15 protein-coding genes are annotated in these 16496 nt (G+C 58.1%); 4 read left to right on the top strand and 11 right to left on the bottom strand.

All coding sequences use genetic code 11. From position 1 onward, the window contains the following. Window positions 1–1146, bottom strand: coding sequence for a hypothetical protein (locus AYM40_RS37270; RefSeq protein ID WP_063501184.1), 1146 nt, complete (start codon window positions 1144–1146; stop codon window positions 1–3). 162 nt (window positions 1147–1308) lie between these two features. Here AYM40_RS37270 and AYM40_RS37275 point away from each other — a divergent pair, with 162 nt between their 5' ends. The 3 genes from AYM40_RS37275 (at window position 1309) to AYM40_RS37285 (ending at window position 4441) form a co-directional block, all read left to right on the top strand. After that, window positions 1309–2823: a GspE/PulE family protein gene (locus tag AYM40_RS37275; RefSeq protein ID WP_063501185.1), complete on the top strand. Its 1515-nt coding sequence runs from the start codon at window positions 1309–1311 to the stop codon at window positions 2821–2823. Window position 2824: 1 nt separating this feature from the next. After that, complete coding sequence (locus AYM40_RS43155) at window positions 2825–3451, top strand: hypothetical protein (protein ID WP_063501186.1); 627 nt, start codon at window positions 2825–2827, stop codon at window positions 3449–3451. 468 nt (window positions 3452–3919) lie between these two features. Beyond that, window positions 3920–4441: a hypothetical protein gene (locus AYM40_RS37285; protein WP_063501187.1), complete on the top strand. Its 522-nt coding sequence runs from the start codon at window positions 3920–3922 to the stop codon at window positions 4439–4441. A 112-nt stretch (window positions 4442–4553) separates the two neighbouring features. Here the strand turns inward: AYM40_RS37285 and AYM40_RS37290 are convergent, their stop codons facing one another. The 10 genes from AYM40_RS37290 to AYM40_RS37335 form a co-directional block, all read right to left on the bottom strand. Beyond that, complete coding sequence (locus tag AYM40_RS37290; RefSeq protein WP_063501188.1) at window positions 4554–4748, bottom strand: hypothetical protein; 195 nt, start codon at window positions 4746–4748, stop codon at window positions 4554–4556. A gap of 195 nt (window positions 4749–4943) precedes the next feature. Further along, on the bottom strand, window positions 4944–5453 hold the full coding sequence (locus AYM40_RS37295; protein ID WP_063501189.1) for a hypothetical protein: 510 nt from the start codon (window positions 5451–5453) through the stop codon (window positions 4944–4946). Window positions 5454–5549: 96 nt separating this feature from the next. Continuing rightward, complete coding sequence (locus AYM40_RS37300; RefSeq protein WP_148662467.1) at window positions 5550–6569, bottom strand: hypothetical protein; 1020 nt, start codon at window positions 6567–6569, stop codon at window positions 5550–5552. A gap of 15 nt (window positions 6570–6584) precedes the next feature. Continuing rightward, window positions 6585–9815, bottom strand: coding sequence for a conjugal transfer protein TraG N-terminal domain-containing protein (locus AYM40_RS37305; RefSeq protein WP_082855572.1), 3231 nt, complete (start codon window positions 9813–9815; stop codon window positions 6585–6587). 17 nt (window positions 9816–9832) lie between these two features. Next, the gene (locus AYM40_RS37310) at window positions 9833–11314 is read right to left on the bottom strand and encodes a conjugal transfer protein TraH (RefSeq protein WP_063501192.1); all 1482 of its coding nucleotides are present in this window, start codon (window positions 11312–11314) and stop codon (window positions 9833–9835) included. A 9-nt stretch (window positions 11315–11323) separates the two neighbouring features. After that, the gene (gene traF, locus AYM40_RS37315; RefSeq protein WP_063501193.1) at window positions 11324–12310 is read right to left on the bottom strand and encodes a conjugal transfer protein TraF; all 987 of its coding nucleotides are present in this window, start codon (window positions 12308–12310) and stop codon (window positions 11324–11326) included. Between the two features lie 10 nt (window positions 12311–12320). Further along, window positions 12321–12851 carry a signal peptidase I gene (lepB, locus tag AYM40_RS37320; protein WP_063501194.1) on the bottom strand — a complete coding sequence of 177 codons (531 nt, stop codon included), beginning with the start codon at window positions 12849–12851 and terminating at the stop codon, window positions 12321–12323. Then, the gene (locus tag AYM40_RS37325) at window positions 12844–13263 is read right to left on the bottom strand and encodes a hypothetical protein (protein WP_063501195.1); all 420 of its coding nucleotides are present in this window, start codon (window positions 13261–13263) and stop codon (window positions 12844–12846) included. Before AYM40_RS37325 ends, lepB begins: the two co-directional genes overlap by 8 nt. Continuing rightward, a complete protein-coding gene (locus AYM40_RS37330; protein WP_063501196.1) occupies window positions 13260–15839 on the bottom strand; it encodes a TraC family protein in 2580 nt (859 codons plus the stop codon). The genes AYM40_RS37325 and AYM40_RS37330 overlap by 4 nt, the downstream gene beginning before the upstream one ends. A gap of 94 nt (window positions 15840–15933) precedes the next feature. Continuing rightward, a complete protein-coding gene (locus AYM40_RS37335) occupies window positions 15934–16326 on the bottom strand; it encodes a hypothetical protein (RefSeq protein ID WP_062085483.1) in 393 nt (130 codons plus the stop codon). Here AYM40_RS37335 and AYM40_RS43990 point away from each other — a divergent pair. Continuing rightward, complete coding sequence (locus AYM40_RS43990; protein WP_410814966.1) at window positions 16326–16418, top strand: hypothetical protein; 93 nt, start codon at window positions 16326–16328, stop codon at window positions 16416–16418. The genes AYM40_RS37335 and AYM40_RS43990 overlap by 1 nt on opposite strands. Window positions 16419–16496 lie beyond the last annotated feature (78 nt).

Consider the following 16496-nt stretch of genomic DNA (forward strand, 5'->3'; position numbering starts at 1 on the left):
TTATTGTTTTGTATGACTTACGAATGGTGAAAAGAGGTCCACGTCCTCTTGACGGAACGGCAGGTACGGCACGCTCCACGCGTAGTGAAACTTGTTGGAAGCACGCGACTTTTCGAGCGCGCGGATCTCCGTAGGCACGAACCCGATAATCCCCGGAACGACGGTGTTGAGCTTGAGAAGTGCCTCTTTGGGATCAGTAGGTGCTGAACCGGACTGCCGGTAGCAGCTCACCGCATCGTCCTTCAGCGTGTTGCCGTTGAGCGTGCCGCGGTATTTGTCGACCAGCATGTATTTGCATGCGAGATACTGCGGCTCTGGCCCGGCGTCGTGCGTGACGCGCGCGAGCAATCCGTAGCCGTCGTCAGCGCCTGTCGCGATCGAGGCGCGCAGCAGCATGACGCGTTGATTCGGTGTGACCTGATCGTTGTACAGCGCTTTCGGAATGCCCGCGAGATCGGACCAGCAAGATTTTGTATAGGTCAGCGCCCGTTGCTGATCGCCCTGGCGATAGCTGAGGAACGCGCCGAATCCACAGACACGGTATGAGGCATCCGGAGCGATGGCTGCAGCCTGACTTATCAGCGCGGACGCTGTGCCGGCGTCCGGGCGTTGGCCCTTGCCATACGCAGCGGCAACGGCGAGATCGTAGATCGCCGGCTGGTAGTTGAATGCTGCAGCGTTCCGGTACAGGTCCATAGCTTTCGGGACGCTTTGCGGTTCGCCGAAGAGACCATACTCGGACACAAAACCCTCGAAGGTCATTGCTTCAGGGTTGCGCTGGGAAGCCAGATTGGCAAGCCTTGTCAGGAAGTCTTTCCGTTGTGCGGCGTTCGCGCCGGTCAGTTGGATCATCCACGAAACGATCGTTTCTCCGTCGTTGGTCACAACGTTATGGGTTCCGTAGCGAATCCTGTCGCCATATTCCGATGCTTTCGGCAGCGCAGCCTTGGCCTGTGCGACAGCGAGATCGTTCACGCTATTGACGACCGCCGAATTTTGATGCTGGTAGTTCTGTACAAGTCCTTTGAAGACTTCTGAATTGAACGTTGACTCGGCGAAGCCCTTCACGCTCTCGGGCGTCGTCGGCATGCCTTGCGCAAACGCCGCTGTACAGAATAGCGCGGCCAGGACTGCGCTTGAGCACATGGCGACTGGACGGCGAGCACCCGGGACATTGGTCTGCATCGTTATGTTGAGAGCTAGGTATAGTTAAATTATAATCAGTTCCCTTGCCGACTCAAATCAATATTTGAGTGCTTGGCGAAAGCGCGACAACCTAACGAGTCAGAACAGTAAACGGGGGCTAGGATGGCCGAGAGAGATCTACCTGCAGTAAAGGGACTGGATGCCCTGACGCCTGACCAGCGCAGGGCGATCATGATGGTGAAGGAGGGTTCGAGCGAGCATGCGCCCATCGAGCAGGCCATACGCCAGCTATTCGTGTGGGCGATCGTCACGCAGTCATCTGATGTCCACATAAGTGGGCGCGGCCACAGGGACTCGCCCGACGTGTTTGTGAATGTCCGCACTCCGGGCGGATTCAAGAACTTCAAGTTCAGATACGACGGTGCGGCGATTGGCCGACATTGGGAAACCAAGATGTTCCAGCTCACTGGTACATCGCAAGGCGCCACGACCCCTGAAATCGCGTCTACCCGTTTCGAGCTGGAGCTACCGGCCGAGTTCGCTCGCGAACATGGCCTGCGACCGTTCGAGGGTGAATCGTTGTATATGGTTGACGTGCGGGTCGAATACACGAAAACCTATAACGGGTTCTCGTTCAAGTGCCGGCTACTCGACCCGCAGCGCGCTCCAAAGCTCCATGAGCTTCGTCTGTCTTATGCGCTGCTTCGCACGATCCTGCGTGCGCTTTCGGAGCCTAGTGGACTGATCCTCGTGACTGGCCCTACAGGATCGGGGAAGACCACATTGCTCAACGCGATGCTGGACTGGTTGAACGACGAGCAGAAGGCGATCCACACGATTGAAAACCCGGTGGAAATCGCTATTCGCGGCGACGGGCCAATTACGCAGGTCCAGATTGGCGGCAACATCACGTTCAAACGAGCGTTGCGCTCTTCGCTGCGTCAGGATCCGGACATCATCATGGTGGCCGAGATCCGCGACTCGGAGACGATGGAGATCGCCCTGCAGGCCGCGCAAACGGGGCATCTGGTGCTTGCAACGCTTCACACCAACAGCAGCTTCGAGACGTATTCCCGCTCCATTGATCTGACCGAGGACAAGGTGCGCGACGCGTACCGTGTCGCGCAGGTGCTGAAACTGGTGGTTGCGCAGCGGCTCATAGATCGCTACGAAGGCGTGCCCACGACCCGCAGGCTGACCCGGGATGAGCAGTTCTGGCTGAAGTCCAACGGAATGTATCTCGGAGACACCATCACGGAGGTTAAGGATGGCGTGAAGAAGGGCAAGGTTGCGCTCCTTGAAGTCATCACGACGACTCCTGAAATCAAGGGCTTGCTGCAAGCCGACCGGGTTGACACTTCCGCGATCTATCGCGCTGCTTGCGAGCAGGACCAGTTCGAGCCTCTCGCGGTGGCCGGCATTCGCGCCGTTCAGTCGTTTGGGTCGACCATGGCGGAAGTCGTCACCAAACTCGAAGGGAACATCGACGCGGAGGCGCATCCGAGCCTTCGCGTTCGACTTTCCAAGACACACGGATTGAACTACGTCCAGGTTGCGAACGCGATCGACGCTTACCACCAAGCGGCAGATGCCGGGAGCGACGAACCGCTTTCGTCACATATGGACCGTGCGCAGGTGGACGCGATCACCGAAGTTATCGAAGCCGAAGAGGTCTGACATGAAGCGACTCGCGTCACTGGTTCTGGCCGTCGCCGTAGCGCTGCCCGTTGCTGCTCACGCCCAGGTTCCGGCCGGCATGGAGCAGCTCAAGCCGTACCTGCAGGTCAAGCCCGTTGCGGGCGATGAGGAGACTGTGCGGGTTTTCTTTTCGCCCAGCTGCCCGTTCTCCCGTATGTATTTCCAGTTCTTCAAGAATCTGGAGGCGACACTGCCGCAGGATAAGACCTTTGCTTTTACGCCGCTCGTCAATAAAGCCGATGGAATCCAGTTCGCGTTGAGTTATCTCGCTGTGCAGAAGTATTACCCAGCGTACATACATAACTTTATGGAAGCGGCATTTATAGGGGTGCAGGATAAAGGGTTGTCCACGCTGAATTGGGCGGGCATTGACAGGATAGGGCGTGCGGCGCACGTGCCGGTATCGGTGCCTGAGCTGGTGCAAGCGCACGGTGACACGCTCAGGGGAAGTCTGCAGTCGCTTCTGGTGCTTCAGAAGTCACTGCAGATCACAAACACACCGGCCGTTTCGGTTGCAGGAACTTACATCGTGACGCCGGAATTTACGGGAGGGGATACCGCGATGTTCAGTCAGCTGGTGAACGGAATCATCTCAATGGCGCGCTGACGAGTGTCGCGGGCGCGCTTGCCGCATTCAGGAAGAGTGGGGGAACCGCGTGGCCCGCAAACTGCTACGCTGGTTTGTGCTTTCCTTACATTACAATTATTAACAGTATTGTCATGTTCGATCCGATACCATTGCGCGCGCCAGTGCCGCATCCTTGGTTTAGTAAACCACGGTAAACACCTTTTGTGACGGGCGTCACAGCTACATTCTTTCCGAATTTTAAATGACGATGTACAGTGGCAGGGGTGTTCCGGCACCTTTTTTAGGGTCGGGCTCCTTGTTATGTATTTGTAATATCGTGTCTAATCCGGGTAGCGGCGCTCCGTACATGCTCCAGACGCTTGGAAAGTCGCTTTCCCCCGGATCTGATCTGTCGGTTTTCGCCATGCTTGTGTCGCCGCCGGCGGGCCGGGACATGGCAGAGTCTGATCCTGTACGTGGCATCCCAAATGCTCCCGATGGACCGCTATGCTGACTGACGAACAAAAAACACTTATTAAAAAAGGTCTGGGCAAGGGTGTCGCCGATACTCAAATCGCGGAGTCCATCGGCGCGAAGCACATGCAGGTCTTTTCCTATCGCAAGCAACTAGGCATCACGGCCAGCCAGGTACTGGAGATTCGCTACGACACGTGGATCCGCCTGCTCGAGTCCGGCATGAGCGTCGACCTCGTGGCCTCGCTCTACAAGGTTAAGCCCGAGTCCGTCTTGAACACGCTGTACCGCAAGCGGAAATTTTCCTACACCGAGGCGAAGAAGCGCGGCCAGAAGGCGATCGAGGCGGGTTTTCGGAAGGCAATGGGCCTGACGGCGCAGGACGTCAGGGAGCAGCGGCTGGAGACATGGCTGAAGCTTTTCGATTCAGGCATGACGATCGATTCGATTGCGGACCTATACAAAGTAAAGGCGTCGACGGTGCGCAATGCGTTGAAAAAGCGAACGGCCGGCATGGAGCAGCCCGTGTGCGAGGGCGCTGCGTTCGACTGGTAGACGGTGGCACCATAGAAAAAGGGCTGGTTTCGCATGCGAAAACCAGCCCTTTCTATTTCCTGTTCAGCGCGGCCAGACCGTCACCGTTGCGACGCGGCAACTCAGCCGATGCTCAATACCCCGAGCGGCCGTTCATGCCGAACTTGTTCTTCGGACCCGGTGCGCCCAGGCCAACCCCGTTGTGATTTATCCCTTTTGCCGGGCCACCATAAGAATTGCCACCGCTGTAGCCGCCGGGGCCTTCTGCAATCGGAATACGTTTGATCAGTTCGAGGACTTTCAGCGCCGCCTTTTTTAACATCGCCATTTTTCACCTCTAATTTTCATTGATTTTCTTTCACACTAGCACAAAAGAGTTCTCACCGAAACCCCTCTCTTTTAACGCCAGATTTTCGAATTAATACCAGAGTCAGCGGATCGGCTTCGCACGTACGTGTATTCATTTACAGTCGATCAATGGGCTCTGCTGATCGGCTATCGATGGGGGAACTGGCGCGTGACCCTACACCACCGGTTTAGCCGTTCGCGGACCGCGGCCGGTTGCCGACGCTCGGAAGGCGCGGCGACTCGATTCGAAGATGCCGAGCATGGAGGCGAAAAAGGCTGCGACAAACACAGCGATTCCGTAGCCACCCCACAGGAATTTACTCGCTTCCGATGTGCGCTTTTCAATCGGTTGTTCCGAGAATCCGAGGGTCTTGCATATGATCGGTGGCAATGCGGCCTCGGTCTTCTCGCCGCTCGCCAATTTGCGGACGTCAGGATCCTTGCATGTTTGCACGGTCACGTACCCGTCTTGAGCTGTAGGATATTTGGCTACATCGGAGACGTATTGATAGAACTCGCGTGGAATCGTCGAGAACGAAAATCCGCTGTACAGGGCCAGCGCGACGCAGAGAAGCACACTCGGCACAGCGAACAGCGTGTAGAACGCCCACTTGGCCCAAAAAGCTATATGCCGTACGACGGTCCATGCGGCCTCGAGCTGGGTCTGCAAAGCTTCCTGATTCATAGATCACCTTAACGTTGGTTATTGCCGGAGGAAATCCCCTGCCGACTATCTTTAAATGGCGCTCGCGCACGAAAACCGGCAAAGCCGGTTGCGAAATTACTGCGGGGCCTGCGAACCACGCGACGTGCTGTCGCTAATTGCCCTCAATAGACCATGCCGGACGCGATCCAATTTGGCTGCGGTAGTTTTCCTGTCGGCCTCTCTGCGTTCACTTCCGTGCGTCCATGCCTCCTGAAGCTCGGTGTCGTCTTGCAGGAGATGCGGCATCGGCTCGCAAGAAAAGAGATACCCGGCGAGCTCGGCAAACGCCCACGCATCCGACCTGTGCCGGTCGAAGGCTTCGGTGCCGACATCGCCCGAAGTGACCAGAAGCCACATAAGCGCTGACTCAACGCGGGCATTGAGCGCCAGGCTGAAAAGGCTTTCTGCTGCCGCATCGTCGGTCGGCGAATCGGGCCAGAGCCTCTCAAGCATCAACAGGGCGGCGCTATCACACGCATCGAACCGATCGTCTTCGGGCGAGCGGCGATCATCGTCGTCCGGATCCTGGCAATACGGCGGAACCGGCCCGAGGTCTTCGCCCTTCCTGACGGATTGCAGCAGCCATTCGAAATGACCCTCGCGCGCCAGAAACGCGCAGTTGTCCACACCGTACGCGTTGGTCAAAGACCAGCCATCGCATTCCCGCCAGAGTGTGTAGCCGTGGAAGTCGTAGCTCCCTTCAGAAGCATTCACTTCGGCCATCAATTCGGCTGCGGTCGGCAGTGAGGCGAGCCACGTGGCGTGATTGTCGGCGGCCTTTCGTTGCGCTTCCTTTGACGTCGCATATCGTTGTGCTGCGTCGTGTATGGCCGCAAGCTCGGGAATCGCATCGAGCTGGGTCAGATCTACGTCGGGTGCAGTCAGCGCTGTTTCGAACGCATGATCGAAGGCGGAGTATAAGTCGCCCCAATCTGGTTCGTTGAGCACGGCGAGGAAAGCAGTTGCTACCGCAACCAAGCCAGTATCAGGCACGACTTTTTCAACAGTGTCCTCTATCACCTTTCCTCCGGGACAACATCGGTTTCGCGGTTCGGGGCGTATTGTGTCGACGTGGAGCGCACCATCGCGCTCCACGTATCAGGGATGGACTCAACCCGGCCCGCGTCTGACAAATCTCGACTTCGGCTCGGCAGCCGGTGGCCTCGGCGCCGGTTTTGCCGGAGTATCGGTGTTGCCAAGACGCGTACGGGACGAAGCGCCCGCTGACCGGCCTGCGTCGACCACGTTGTCTGCCACGTTTGCTGCCGTTCTCGCAACGGTGCCGTGGCCATTCGCATCGAGCCCTGAGTCAGCCGCCAGGTGCTCCGCGCCAGTGACCTGCTTTTCGATCCCTCGTTGGGCTGCTGGCACGCCGGTCTCTACCTCCCTCTTCAGATCCGGAGCAAGGTTGAATTGGGGCGCGGGCGCTACTGGCAGGCTTGGGACGCCCGCGATTTGCGGCGCCGCAGGTGCTGTAGGCGTTGCACGTGTTGCAGATGCTGCAGGAGCGGCACCCGCGCTCACAGGCGACGGCGACCGGCCGGCGTCATGATGCGTAACGCCAGATGCGCGACGGTGAGCTGCCGCTACCGGGTCGTTGGCGGCCGGCGCAGTAAACGGGCTGCGCTGGGTGGTCGGCACGGCAGGAACGATCGCGCCAGGTGTCCTCGAATTGGCAGCGCCCTGCAACCCGCCACTGTTGACGCCGGTGCGGTCCGCAGGAGCCGCGATGTCCATGTTCATCGGGCCCGTGTTAGTCGGGTCGAATCGCATGTGCTGCATCGCCCGACCTTCATCGGTCAGATAGCGGGCTGCTGCAAGCCTGTCTTCCGGTTTGGCGCTCTGATCCTGCGCAAGCATGACGGCCGCACGGTGACGGTTGATCGCTTCCTGTCCTGCGGAGTCACCTACAAGTCGACCTGTCGAGCCGGAATTCGCGTCGGAGGAAGCGGTGGCCAGGTACTTGCCGGCCGCTGCGTTATCGTTGAATTTGCGCCCGTCGATGGCCTGGAACGCCGCGTATTCTGGATTGGTTTTCTGTTGCCATGCAATTTCTTCGGAACCGATCTTCGAGCTGAGGTCGACGAAACTGGAGCTTTCGTGGACGCCTTGAGACGCAGCGTCGCTCGTCGATTGAACCTCACTGAGCGTCTTTTGATAGGACTGCTGGGTACTGAGGCTTCTCGACAGATCGCTTGACGCCTGTTTGCCCGCGCTGGTGTTCTGATACTGCGACATCGTGTCGGACAACGCCTTGGTCAGCGCGACAGAATTGTTGAAATTTTCGGAACGACCACGATCCTGATTGGCCTGCAATGAGTCCTGCGCGGCCGTACCGGTGTCGCCGTGCGCGCCCGCGGAAAGGCTAAGCCCGCCCATCTTCCCGGTGCTCGCACCGATGCTGCCCCCCATGCCGGCGTTCGTCGCATTGGTGTTGCTCCGTAGCCCGGTCAGGCCGCTACCGGCATGCAACTGGTTCTGCGCCTGCTGTTCCTTGTTGTAGTTCGTCGCAACCGACTGCCCGATTGACTGATCAATGCCGAGTTTGCTGTAGTTGCCTGTACTCATCGCCTCCCGCCACTCGGCGAGATTCGTCTGTCCCGAGCTGATCGCCTGACTGCGGGTGTCAGACTGCGTCAGCACGCGGCCCGCGTCCCGCACCGAATTGCCGAAGGTGGACGTCGTGGAGACCGCATCCAGGCTGCCTTGCATTGCGAGCTTGCCGGACCCATTTCCCAGCTGGCTGATAGTGCCGACCGAGCTGTTCTCAAACATGGGCCGTGTTGATGCAGGCGTAGGCGCAAGGTTCTCTTCGACATCTTTGCTCTTGGGCGCAATGGTCGTGGCCACGCTCGTCATTGCGGACGACTCGCCGAGGCCGAAAATCAGACTCATCAGAACCGGCAGGCTTGCCATGATGTGCGAGCCAACGCCGATCTGCAGGCTGAGTTCCTTGTACGCGGCCAGCGTGGTCGCCTGCGACAGCCAGCCACCTTGCCGGATCGCTTGAAGGTAGTTCGCCACGTCGATGCACAGCATGCCGTTGACCAGCTCCGCGCCAACGTTCACGACGAGCAGCGGCCACACCATAATGTGCGCAGCGGTCTTGACACACTTCCCAGCGTCTACGCCGGCGAACATCATGAACATGATGATGACGGGTCCGAGGCCGATGATCAGGGCGATCAGGTAATTGCCGAAGCTGCCGGCATAGCGGAGCATGGGCACTTCACTCGCTGCCTGCTGCAAATTGTTGCGCTCGACTTCCGATGCTTGCAGCGCTGTCGCTTCACATTCGGTCAGCGTGTCGCTGCTCGCCCGCAAACAGTTAAGGTCGTTCTGCACCATCTCCGAGAAGATCAGGTTCATGAACTCCGCATTCGACTGCCCGGTGCCGCCGGCAAACACACCACCGAGCGTGTTCGCGGTAGTGACTGCGTTGTATTGCGACGCGACGGTGTTAAAGCTGTAATCCGCTCCCGGAACAGGCGAGTCCATCCCGTTGACCGCGCCCTGGATCACGCGCGTAAATTCGACCGAGTTGAGCGCATTCGTGACGTCGTTCGCCACTTGATTGGCCGCTGCCGAGCACGAGAGCATGTTCGTGGCGTTCAGGCCCGGATCGTTGACCATCCCGCTGGTATTGAGTGACGCCTGATAGAGCAGCGCGCCGAGCGCGGTCGGATTTGTGCCGTTGATTTCAATTGACTGTGAAGTGGTCGCGCCCGTGTTGCCGGCGTTCATCACAAGATTCTGGATATTGGCGTAGTTCACGCCCGAGTCCGGCCCAAGACACGCGGCCAGTACAGTCTTCACTTCCGAGTCGACACCACCCAGCCGGACCATGGCCGTGCGGGAAGTCAACAACACTTTCAATGGGTTCAGAAAGCCGTTGGCCGTGGCCGAAATCGCTGGATATTCGGCGTCGACGTTCTGGAAGGCAGTAGAGAAAAGCTGGTTCAGATTCTGTGAAAGCACGCTGCCGAAAGCCGGGATGGCCGAGATCGCCAGCGGAACGTGATCGACTTCGGTCACGGCTCCGTTGATGGTCGACTCCAGCTGGACGGTTCCCTGCAGCATGGGATTGGTGAGTGTCATCGCCAGAATGAACGGCATGAAAGCACTCATTGATCCGGACGCGAGCACCGCGCCCCCCTGCCCGTTCGCGCCTTTCAGCGCGGCACTGGTCGCGGTCGAAAGCAGACGCCACAGCCCCACGGCGAACGCGAAACCCCAGATCAGGGCGTTCTGCTGACAGATCATCGCAACGCCGTTGAGGACGGCACTCAGGGTCGTGAGGTCCGCGCTGACCGAATAGTACGTTAAGGTAGGTATAGCCACTGATACGCCCCGTTCGGTTACTTGATGTTGGAGGCCGTGAAACGCGTGTCCTCGTTGATTTCCGAGACGATCTTGAACAGCACGTCGCTGTTGTTGCACGCCGTTTCCTTGGTCAGAAAATCGCCACGCAGCTGTGCAATACGATCCTTCTCGTCCTTGGTGATATCGAAGCCCGTCGTCGTCTGGATGAGGTTAGACCCCTTATAGAGAACCTCCCCTACATGCGAAGCCACGCAATCGACAATGTGCGGCGCAAGACGCTCGGCGATTGCGATACGGGTATTCGGGTTCGAGGTCTTGGCCAGCAGAGCCGCCAGCGGCACCCCAGCCTGATTCATGAACTGGATTTGCGATGCCGTAAATTGTGTCGACTGCCCGCTGTTCACCTGCCCGATGATCGAGGTTCCGGTAATGGACGAGGCGGGGTCCGGCGACCCAAACAACATCGTATTCACCCACCCCTGGATGCCTTGATAGTTGAACGGAATCACCCGCATCTGCGTACAGATCTGATCGTCCACACCGCCGGTAATGCTTCCGCTCGGATTGACACACTGATAAAGCGACAACGGTGTATTTGGGTTCAATGAGCCGCTGCCGCCACCCTTGATAATGTCGTCGAGGGTAATGAGCGCCGGTCCAGAGCACGTGACCTGTCCCACCGTATTATTCGCGGGAGTGCTGGTTGACGGCGCTTGACCTGCCCCGTTGTAGCTATTGCAAGGCACGGCATCAATGTTGTAGCCGAGCAGCGCGTAGAGGATCTCGTTGTTCAGACTGTTCGGATTAGTCGGATCATCACCGCTGCCGTCGACGTTGCCGAGACCGGCAAGCCCCATGATCGAGGATGCGCCAGAAGACACAACCGTCTTGACCAGTGCGTTGCCGCTCTTCGGGTTATTAGCCGACTGCTGTTTGAGGTACGAATTCGCCTGCGACAGATAGTTGGTCAGACCACCGAAGGCGTCGGAGAACATGTTCGAGTTCGTACCCGCAATGTTGCCGTCACCATTGACTGCATTCGACAACGCCGAAGCCGCGGGATCGACGAGCATGTGCGCCATCTGGCAGGAATTCTTTGCCAGGTTATTCATGTTTTGCAGCAGCGTCTGAAATTCGGTGATCAACGCGTCGAGCGACGGAGAGATCGCCTTGATAGCAGCCTTGAACGCGAGGCCAGCCGCGTCGGCCGCAACCTGACGGAATATCTGGATCAACTGCTGGCCATTGATGAAGCTGAACGAACCACCGTACAGGTCAATCCCGCCGCACCCAGCGTCAATGCGCGGCGGGTCGAACGTAATGAGGTTCACGGACGAGATTGGTGTCCGCATGGTGAATCCCCCCATGAACACGCCGACCCGATCTTTGGTGCTCATTGTGCTGGGTGCTGTCGAATTGCTCATGACCATCGAGCCGAGGTCCGCAAAGATCCCCGCGAAGGCGAATATCGGGGCGACCATAAGCACGATGGCCGCCAGGAAATGTTTTAGACGCATGGGCGACTCCTAGTACTGCTTGAGCAAGTAAGGTTGGAGGGTTTCTCTGAACGTATCCGGCTTGTTCGGGTCGAGCTTCAGGTTTTGCAGGTCGGTGCTTGTCGCTACGCCACGATCCCACACGCTCAAATCCCGCATGACATCAGCGCTGAGCAGTCGCGTATCGTGACCGGCATAAGCGATCTGTTTGATCAGTTCATCTTCCGCATAGAAGCCTTGCGACACGACGAGATATCGGTTCGGGTCTGGTGAGCCGTCATAAGCCTTGGGATGAGGAACGAAAACGACAGACGGAGTGAGCTTGAGATTCAGCTTGTGAAACAGCCCGTTGTCCTGCATCACGTTGCCCTTGAATCCCTTGGGCTTCGTACCGTCGAGCGATATCACGACGTACTCAAGGCCGTATCCATTTTTAAGCATCCCCAGCACTGGCAGCTCCATCGCGCAGAACCTGCAGGAGCTATCTACGAACACGACCAGACCGCCAACTTGAGAAAGCTCCTGTACAGCCTTCTGCTGGGCCTGATAGTCCGCGTTTCGTACCGCGATCGCGCCCGTCGACGCATAGGGGACACGATTGTTTTCGTCCAACACAGGATCCTCGTGCAGCACCCGCGTAACGGCCTCGCTGAACCGTTGAGCCTTATCCATGACGATGCGCTTGGTGTACATGTAGGCGGAAACATTGGCGTCAGTCGGGTCGTTGATCGCGCGCTCTTCCAGCATTGGATAAACCTTGCGCAGAAAAGCGACGTCGACGGTTTGGCTACCGGTCGGCTTGGCAGCGGAAGCAGGTGCCGGCGCTGCGGCCTGCGGCGCCGGTTTGGGTTCGGCGTCGGATTTCTGGCCCGGTGTCACGTAGGGTTCGTAGTTCAGAAAGGCGTCGCCGTAGTCGTCGCCGCGCGGAGCGACTTGCTGCGCGAACGCAACGGCAGATGCCGCCAGTGAACTGACGGCAACCAGCAGGGCGAGAACGGTATTTCGGCGGCCGGGCATGTTGTAGTCGTCAGAAAAGTTTGTAGGCAAAACCGGATATCTGGTGCGCGTCCAGATAGCCCCAATAGCGCGAGTCGTTCGACAGCGGATGCACGCCGACCATAAAGAACTCGCCCGCAGGAATGGTTTCATCGCGATTGAAATCATTTGCGCTTCGGTGATAGAAGCGGGCCAGCGGAAATCCCTGAACCACAGTCTTTCCGTTGATCTGCACCTTGCCGTCCCTGATCGTCACGTGGTCCCCAGGAACGCCGGCGACTTCCTTGAGAATGAACTGTTCCTTGAAGCCAGCGAGTGCGCCGCTCGGCTTCCAGAAGATGAGGTCTCCATCGTGTACGGTCTGCGGATCTTCGTGAACGAGCAGCGCAAGATGCAAGTCAGGCAGGCAGCGCTCGCTTTGAGGATCGAAACCGAGCGTGAGGATCGGCTTGCACCAGAACCCGACAACCAGCAGAAGCACACCGAGAAAAAACGCGGCGAATTTGCCGCGCTGGTTGCTGGGCTTCGACCCATCGTTGACTACGGGTGCCGCGCTATTCATGATTGCCCACGGCCGCCGCGTTGGAGGTCCCAGCCGGAGGCGCGGCCAGGGCAGGCTTCTGGATCGGAAGATGAACGGCCGTACGCAGTTCATTCGTGATGTCAATCGTGTTCGGCGGGATAGCGGCCACCGTGATTTCGCCCTGGTCATTGCGGCTGGTGTCGATGACGACGTAGCCGTTTTTCTGATAGCGGCGTAGCACTGCCTTGATCGGCTCGCTGACCTGGGCCTTGATTTGCGCCTCAGACAGGTTCGGGCGGTCGAGGGTCGCTTCGAGGATGACAGCGCCCTTCTCCACGACCGCAACGTTCTTTGCCGGCGTCGCGGCCTGGTGACCCATCAGATATGTCGCGAGGCACAGCATGATCGCGACTGAGTATGGAAGGTCTCCGGCGGTAAAGTAGTTTTTCATTGGAGCAGCTCCGTTATCTCGTTAATGATTTCCCTCGGCGAAAGACCGTCGTGATCCGTCCAAAGGTTGAGCGCTTTCTTCATCCACTCTGTGCGCCGTGCCTTCGTATCGCCCATGACCTTCGCAACGGCGTCGAGCACGTCCATGCCCTCTTCCATGAGCTTGAACACGACGTCCTTGTCATCGCCTTCGGAGCTAAACAGGGTCGCGGTAAATTTGTCGACATACAGACGCGCGACCTCGTAAGTCTTCTCGCCCATGATGAGCATCTCGCTCCAGAATCCCTTCTTGGATTCGACGCTCCGCAGCAGACGGTTGAAATACGCATCCTCGGCAAAAGCGGTCATCACCTTCTGGTCGATCACAGCATCAATTTCTTCAGACTTCTGAGCCATAATGACCTTCCATGCCGACTGCCGGAGAATGACCGAGCCGGCGGGGAACATAGAAACCTTCATGAGCGACTGAACAATGATCCAGACCGCCAACTCTTCCTTACGCCCCTTCAGATACAGTCCCTCCAGGGCGTCAGCAGCAGACGGGACCTTGATCAGATCCTGAGCTTCGTCGACGTAGATCCGTTTGCGCCCTCGCACCGTCCGGATTCGGGTCATCAAGACGTTCAGGCAGCAAAACAGCACGCAACGCTTCAGGTGATCGTCGTCGCCCAGGCTGGCCAGTTCGAACACGGTCAGCTGCTTTTTGGGGTTCAGCGTGCTCGGGCCGCGGAAATACACTCCACGGGTCGGAGATTCGATAAAAGCCTTGAGGCGGGGAATCAGGTTCAAAGCTGCCGTGACCGGCTCGCTTCTCATGGGATTTTCGATGGCAGATGCAACGATGCGCTCAAGGCAGTCGATGACCGTCGCGATTTCTGCCTTGTTGCCCTGTTGACCCCACGCAGCCTTGACGGCTTCGTTGGCCGCAATACGGGCGCCACGGTCCTGTTCCTCGTTGTCGTACGCCATCATCGTCAGCAGGGCGGTAATTGTCTCCTGCTGCTCATCGAACTCGTCATCGGTCAGGCCAGTAAACGGATTGAGAGACGGCCTGAAACCCGATGCACCGCCGAACTCGTTGAACTCCCCGCCGACCGAATAGCAATACTTCTTGGAGCTTCGACCATTGTCGAAAAGGACCACGTTCGTGCCTTCGGCCAGGTCACAGTCAATCATGTACTGCAGATTGAAGGACTTGCCTGCACCCGATTCCGCTGCCATGACGCCACAGAAATTAGAGTTGCTGACGAAGGGGTCAAAATAATGGGCGCTGCCCCGTCGCGTAATGTAGGACGCGCCGGTCGTAGGAAAACGATTGTTGACGTTGCCAAGAGCGTCGCCATAAACCGGCAGGAGGCACCCGACCTCGGATGCAGCCATGACCGCTTCGCCATCGACCTTATTGGCGATAGCCGACGAGAAATTCAGCGGCAGTGACTGTGCCCAGCGCACGAGCCCATTCCCTACTACTTCCCGCGCGTCAAAACCGAGCTTGTTCAACGTCCCCTTAACCGTTGCAGCTGCGCGAACTGCGTCTTCACGCTTCCTGCCGAACAGGAACACGTTGGTGGACGCGTAAACGAATTTGTTGCCGTCCTCGGCCGCCTGCTTCTTCAGCTCGAGGAGATCGTTCAGCTTGGCGGCCGCGTCTTCGACGCCCAGCTTCACCGGGAAGTTTTGCGTTGCGGTGCGCGACTTGATCGCGCTTTCCATGCGAGTCCATTCCTTGCGTTGGCTCGCGACGCGCACGGTTGTGGTGAGGATATACGGTGTATCGATACGCTTACCGCCGCCTTCCTTGGTCGTGCCGCTGTTGAAGGGGGCACCGCTGACGAGATTCATGATCCCGTGGAATGGCTTTTCCGGGTATGACTTACAGGTCACAACCGTGCAGTAGGTCTTCTCATTGAAGATTCCCACACGGGAATCCCGGAAATCAAAATTCTGGTCAGGGCCGTAGATCTGGTACTTCAGATCAACGAGCTGGTCGAGTGCGACCTCGGTCTGCGGTTCGAAGATATCGGCGAACAGTCGGTACACCCCTACGAGCTTGGGCGCACTCAGAACTTCGGCGTCATAGAAGCCACAATCTTTCAGATTCGCATAGAACTCGTTGTGCAGATGTTCCGCGTTTTCCAGTACGTCGCTGTCGACCTTGCGGCTCGGAAATGCGAGTGAGATAACGACGGTACGCTTGTTGAGGATCGGCATGTCCACGAGCGATCCAGTCGTCAGAGCCGACTGCAACAGCTTCTTGTGGCGGCCGATCAGATCCTGAACGACGTGGCCACCGTATAGCTTCCCTTTGGCGAAGGTTTCCGGGGCTTCATGGTCGGGATGGACGACGAGACTAACCTGAATAACAGAGTCATCCGGAACGGCCTTGAAGATGTTTTGCACAACCGTGCTGAACTCTCCACCGCCGCCGGCGAGAGGCGTCATCCGATAGACCGCGCCCACATAGGGCTTCTCCGCTTCCGCCTTGCTGATGACAAGGTTCGTATCGGAGGTGTAGGTCTCGAGATTGACCATGTCACTGGCCGGTCTCTTTTGCAGCTTTTGGGTGGTAGCAGTCAAGGTGAATCTCTCTCGGCGTCAGCGGAACGCGGCGTGACCAGGAAGGCTCACGCCGCGCTTTGAAGGCCTTTCGCATGCGAAAGGCCGCGGGGTTTTAATGCGCGAGATCGAAGGTGCTCATTTGCACCTGGTCGACAGTCGAAGGCACGCCAGTAGCCGTCGCGACCGTGGTCATAAGGGACGGCCCGATGAGGGCAACGGCGAGGATGCCCAGCACAACCGTCAGGTTTCGATAACCTTGACCGTGTGCCAGCTGCCAGATCGTTACGATCAACGAAAGAAGCACGAGTGCCATCACCAGCGTGCTGCCCAGCATGCTCTGGATGGTTGAGACGAGTGTGTCCCACGCGCTGGCCCCGAGTGCCGTACCGCCGTTCAGCGCGCCAACCGAAATGAGCATTGCGCCCATGGCAAGAACGATGACAGCAGCGGGACGAAACGGGCGGACAGACGTGGTCAGCGGACTTACTGCGGCTTGTTGTTTCATTGGTTTCCTCTCTTATTACTGTGGCATTGAATTCGGCATTGAGGTGCCTGGGCTACTTTCACCAGCCGACGTTTGACCGCCCGGCTGGATGAAATCGGTACGCGGAGACGGATCGGGTGCGGCCTTCGTATCGGCAACAATCTTTGTCTCTGCGATCTTGTGGGGGTAGT

The sequence above is a fragment of the Paraburkholderia phytofirmans OLGA172 genome (assembly GCF_001634365.1).
Lineage (GTDB): Bacteria > Pseudomonadota > Gammaproteobacteria > Burkholderiales > Burkholderiaceae > Paraburkholderia.

Excerpts from the sequence above, each read along its gene's own strand:
- AYM40_RS37335 (WP_062085483.1), bottom strand. The coding sequence starts at position 16,326 with ATGAAACAACAAGCCGCAGTAAGTCCGCTGACCACGTCTGTCCGCCCG.
- AYM40_RS43155 (WP_063501186.1), top strand. The coding sequence starts at position 2,825 with ATGAAGCGACTCGCGTCACTGGTTCTGGCCGTCGCCGTAGCGCTGCCC.
- lepB (WP_063501194.1), bottom strand. The coding sequence starts at position 12,851 with ATGAATAGCGCGGCACCCGTAGTCAACGATGGGTCGAAGCCCAGCAAC.
- AYM40_RS37290 (WP_063501188.1), bottom strand. The coding sequence starts at position 4,748 with ATGGCGATGTTAAAAAAGGCGGCGCTGAAAGTCCTCGAACTGATCAAA.
- AYM40_RS37270 (WP_063501184.1), bottom strand. The coding sequence starts at position 1,146 with ATGTGCTCAAGCGCAGTCCTGGCCGCGCTATTCTGTACAGCGGCGTTT.
- AYM40_RS37325 (WP_063501195.1), bottom strand. The coding sequence starts at position 13,263 with ATGAAAAACTACTTTACCGCCGGAGACCTTCCATACTCAGTCGCGATC.
- AYM40_RS37285 (WP_063501187.1), top strand. The coding sequence starts at position 3,920 with ATGCTGACTGACGAACAAAAAACACTTATTAAAAAAGGTCTGGGCAAG.
- AYM40_RS37295 (WP_063501189.1), bottom strand. The coding sequence starts at position 5,453 with ATGAATCAGGAAGCTTTGCAGACCCAGCTCGAGGCCGCATGGACCGTC.
- AYM40_RS37310 (WP_063501192.1), bottom strand. The coding sequence starts at position 11,314 with ATGCGTCTAAAACATTTCCTGGCGGCCATCGTGCTTATGGTCGCCCCG.
- traF (WP_063501193.1), bottom strand. The coding sequence starts at position 12,310 with ATGCCCGGCCGCCGAAATACCGTTCTCGCCCTGCTGGTTGCCGTCAGT.
- AYM40_RS37275 (WP_063501185.1), top strand. The coding sequence starts at position 1,309 with ATGGCCGAGAGAGATCTACCTGCAGTAAAGGGACTGGATGCCCTGACG.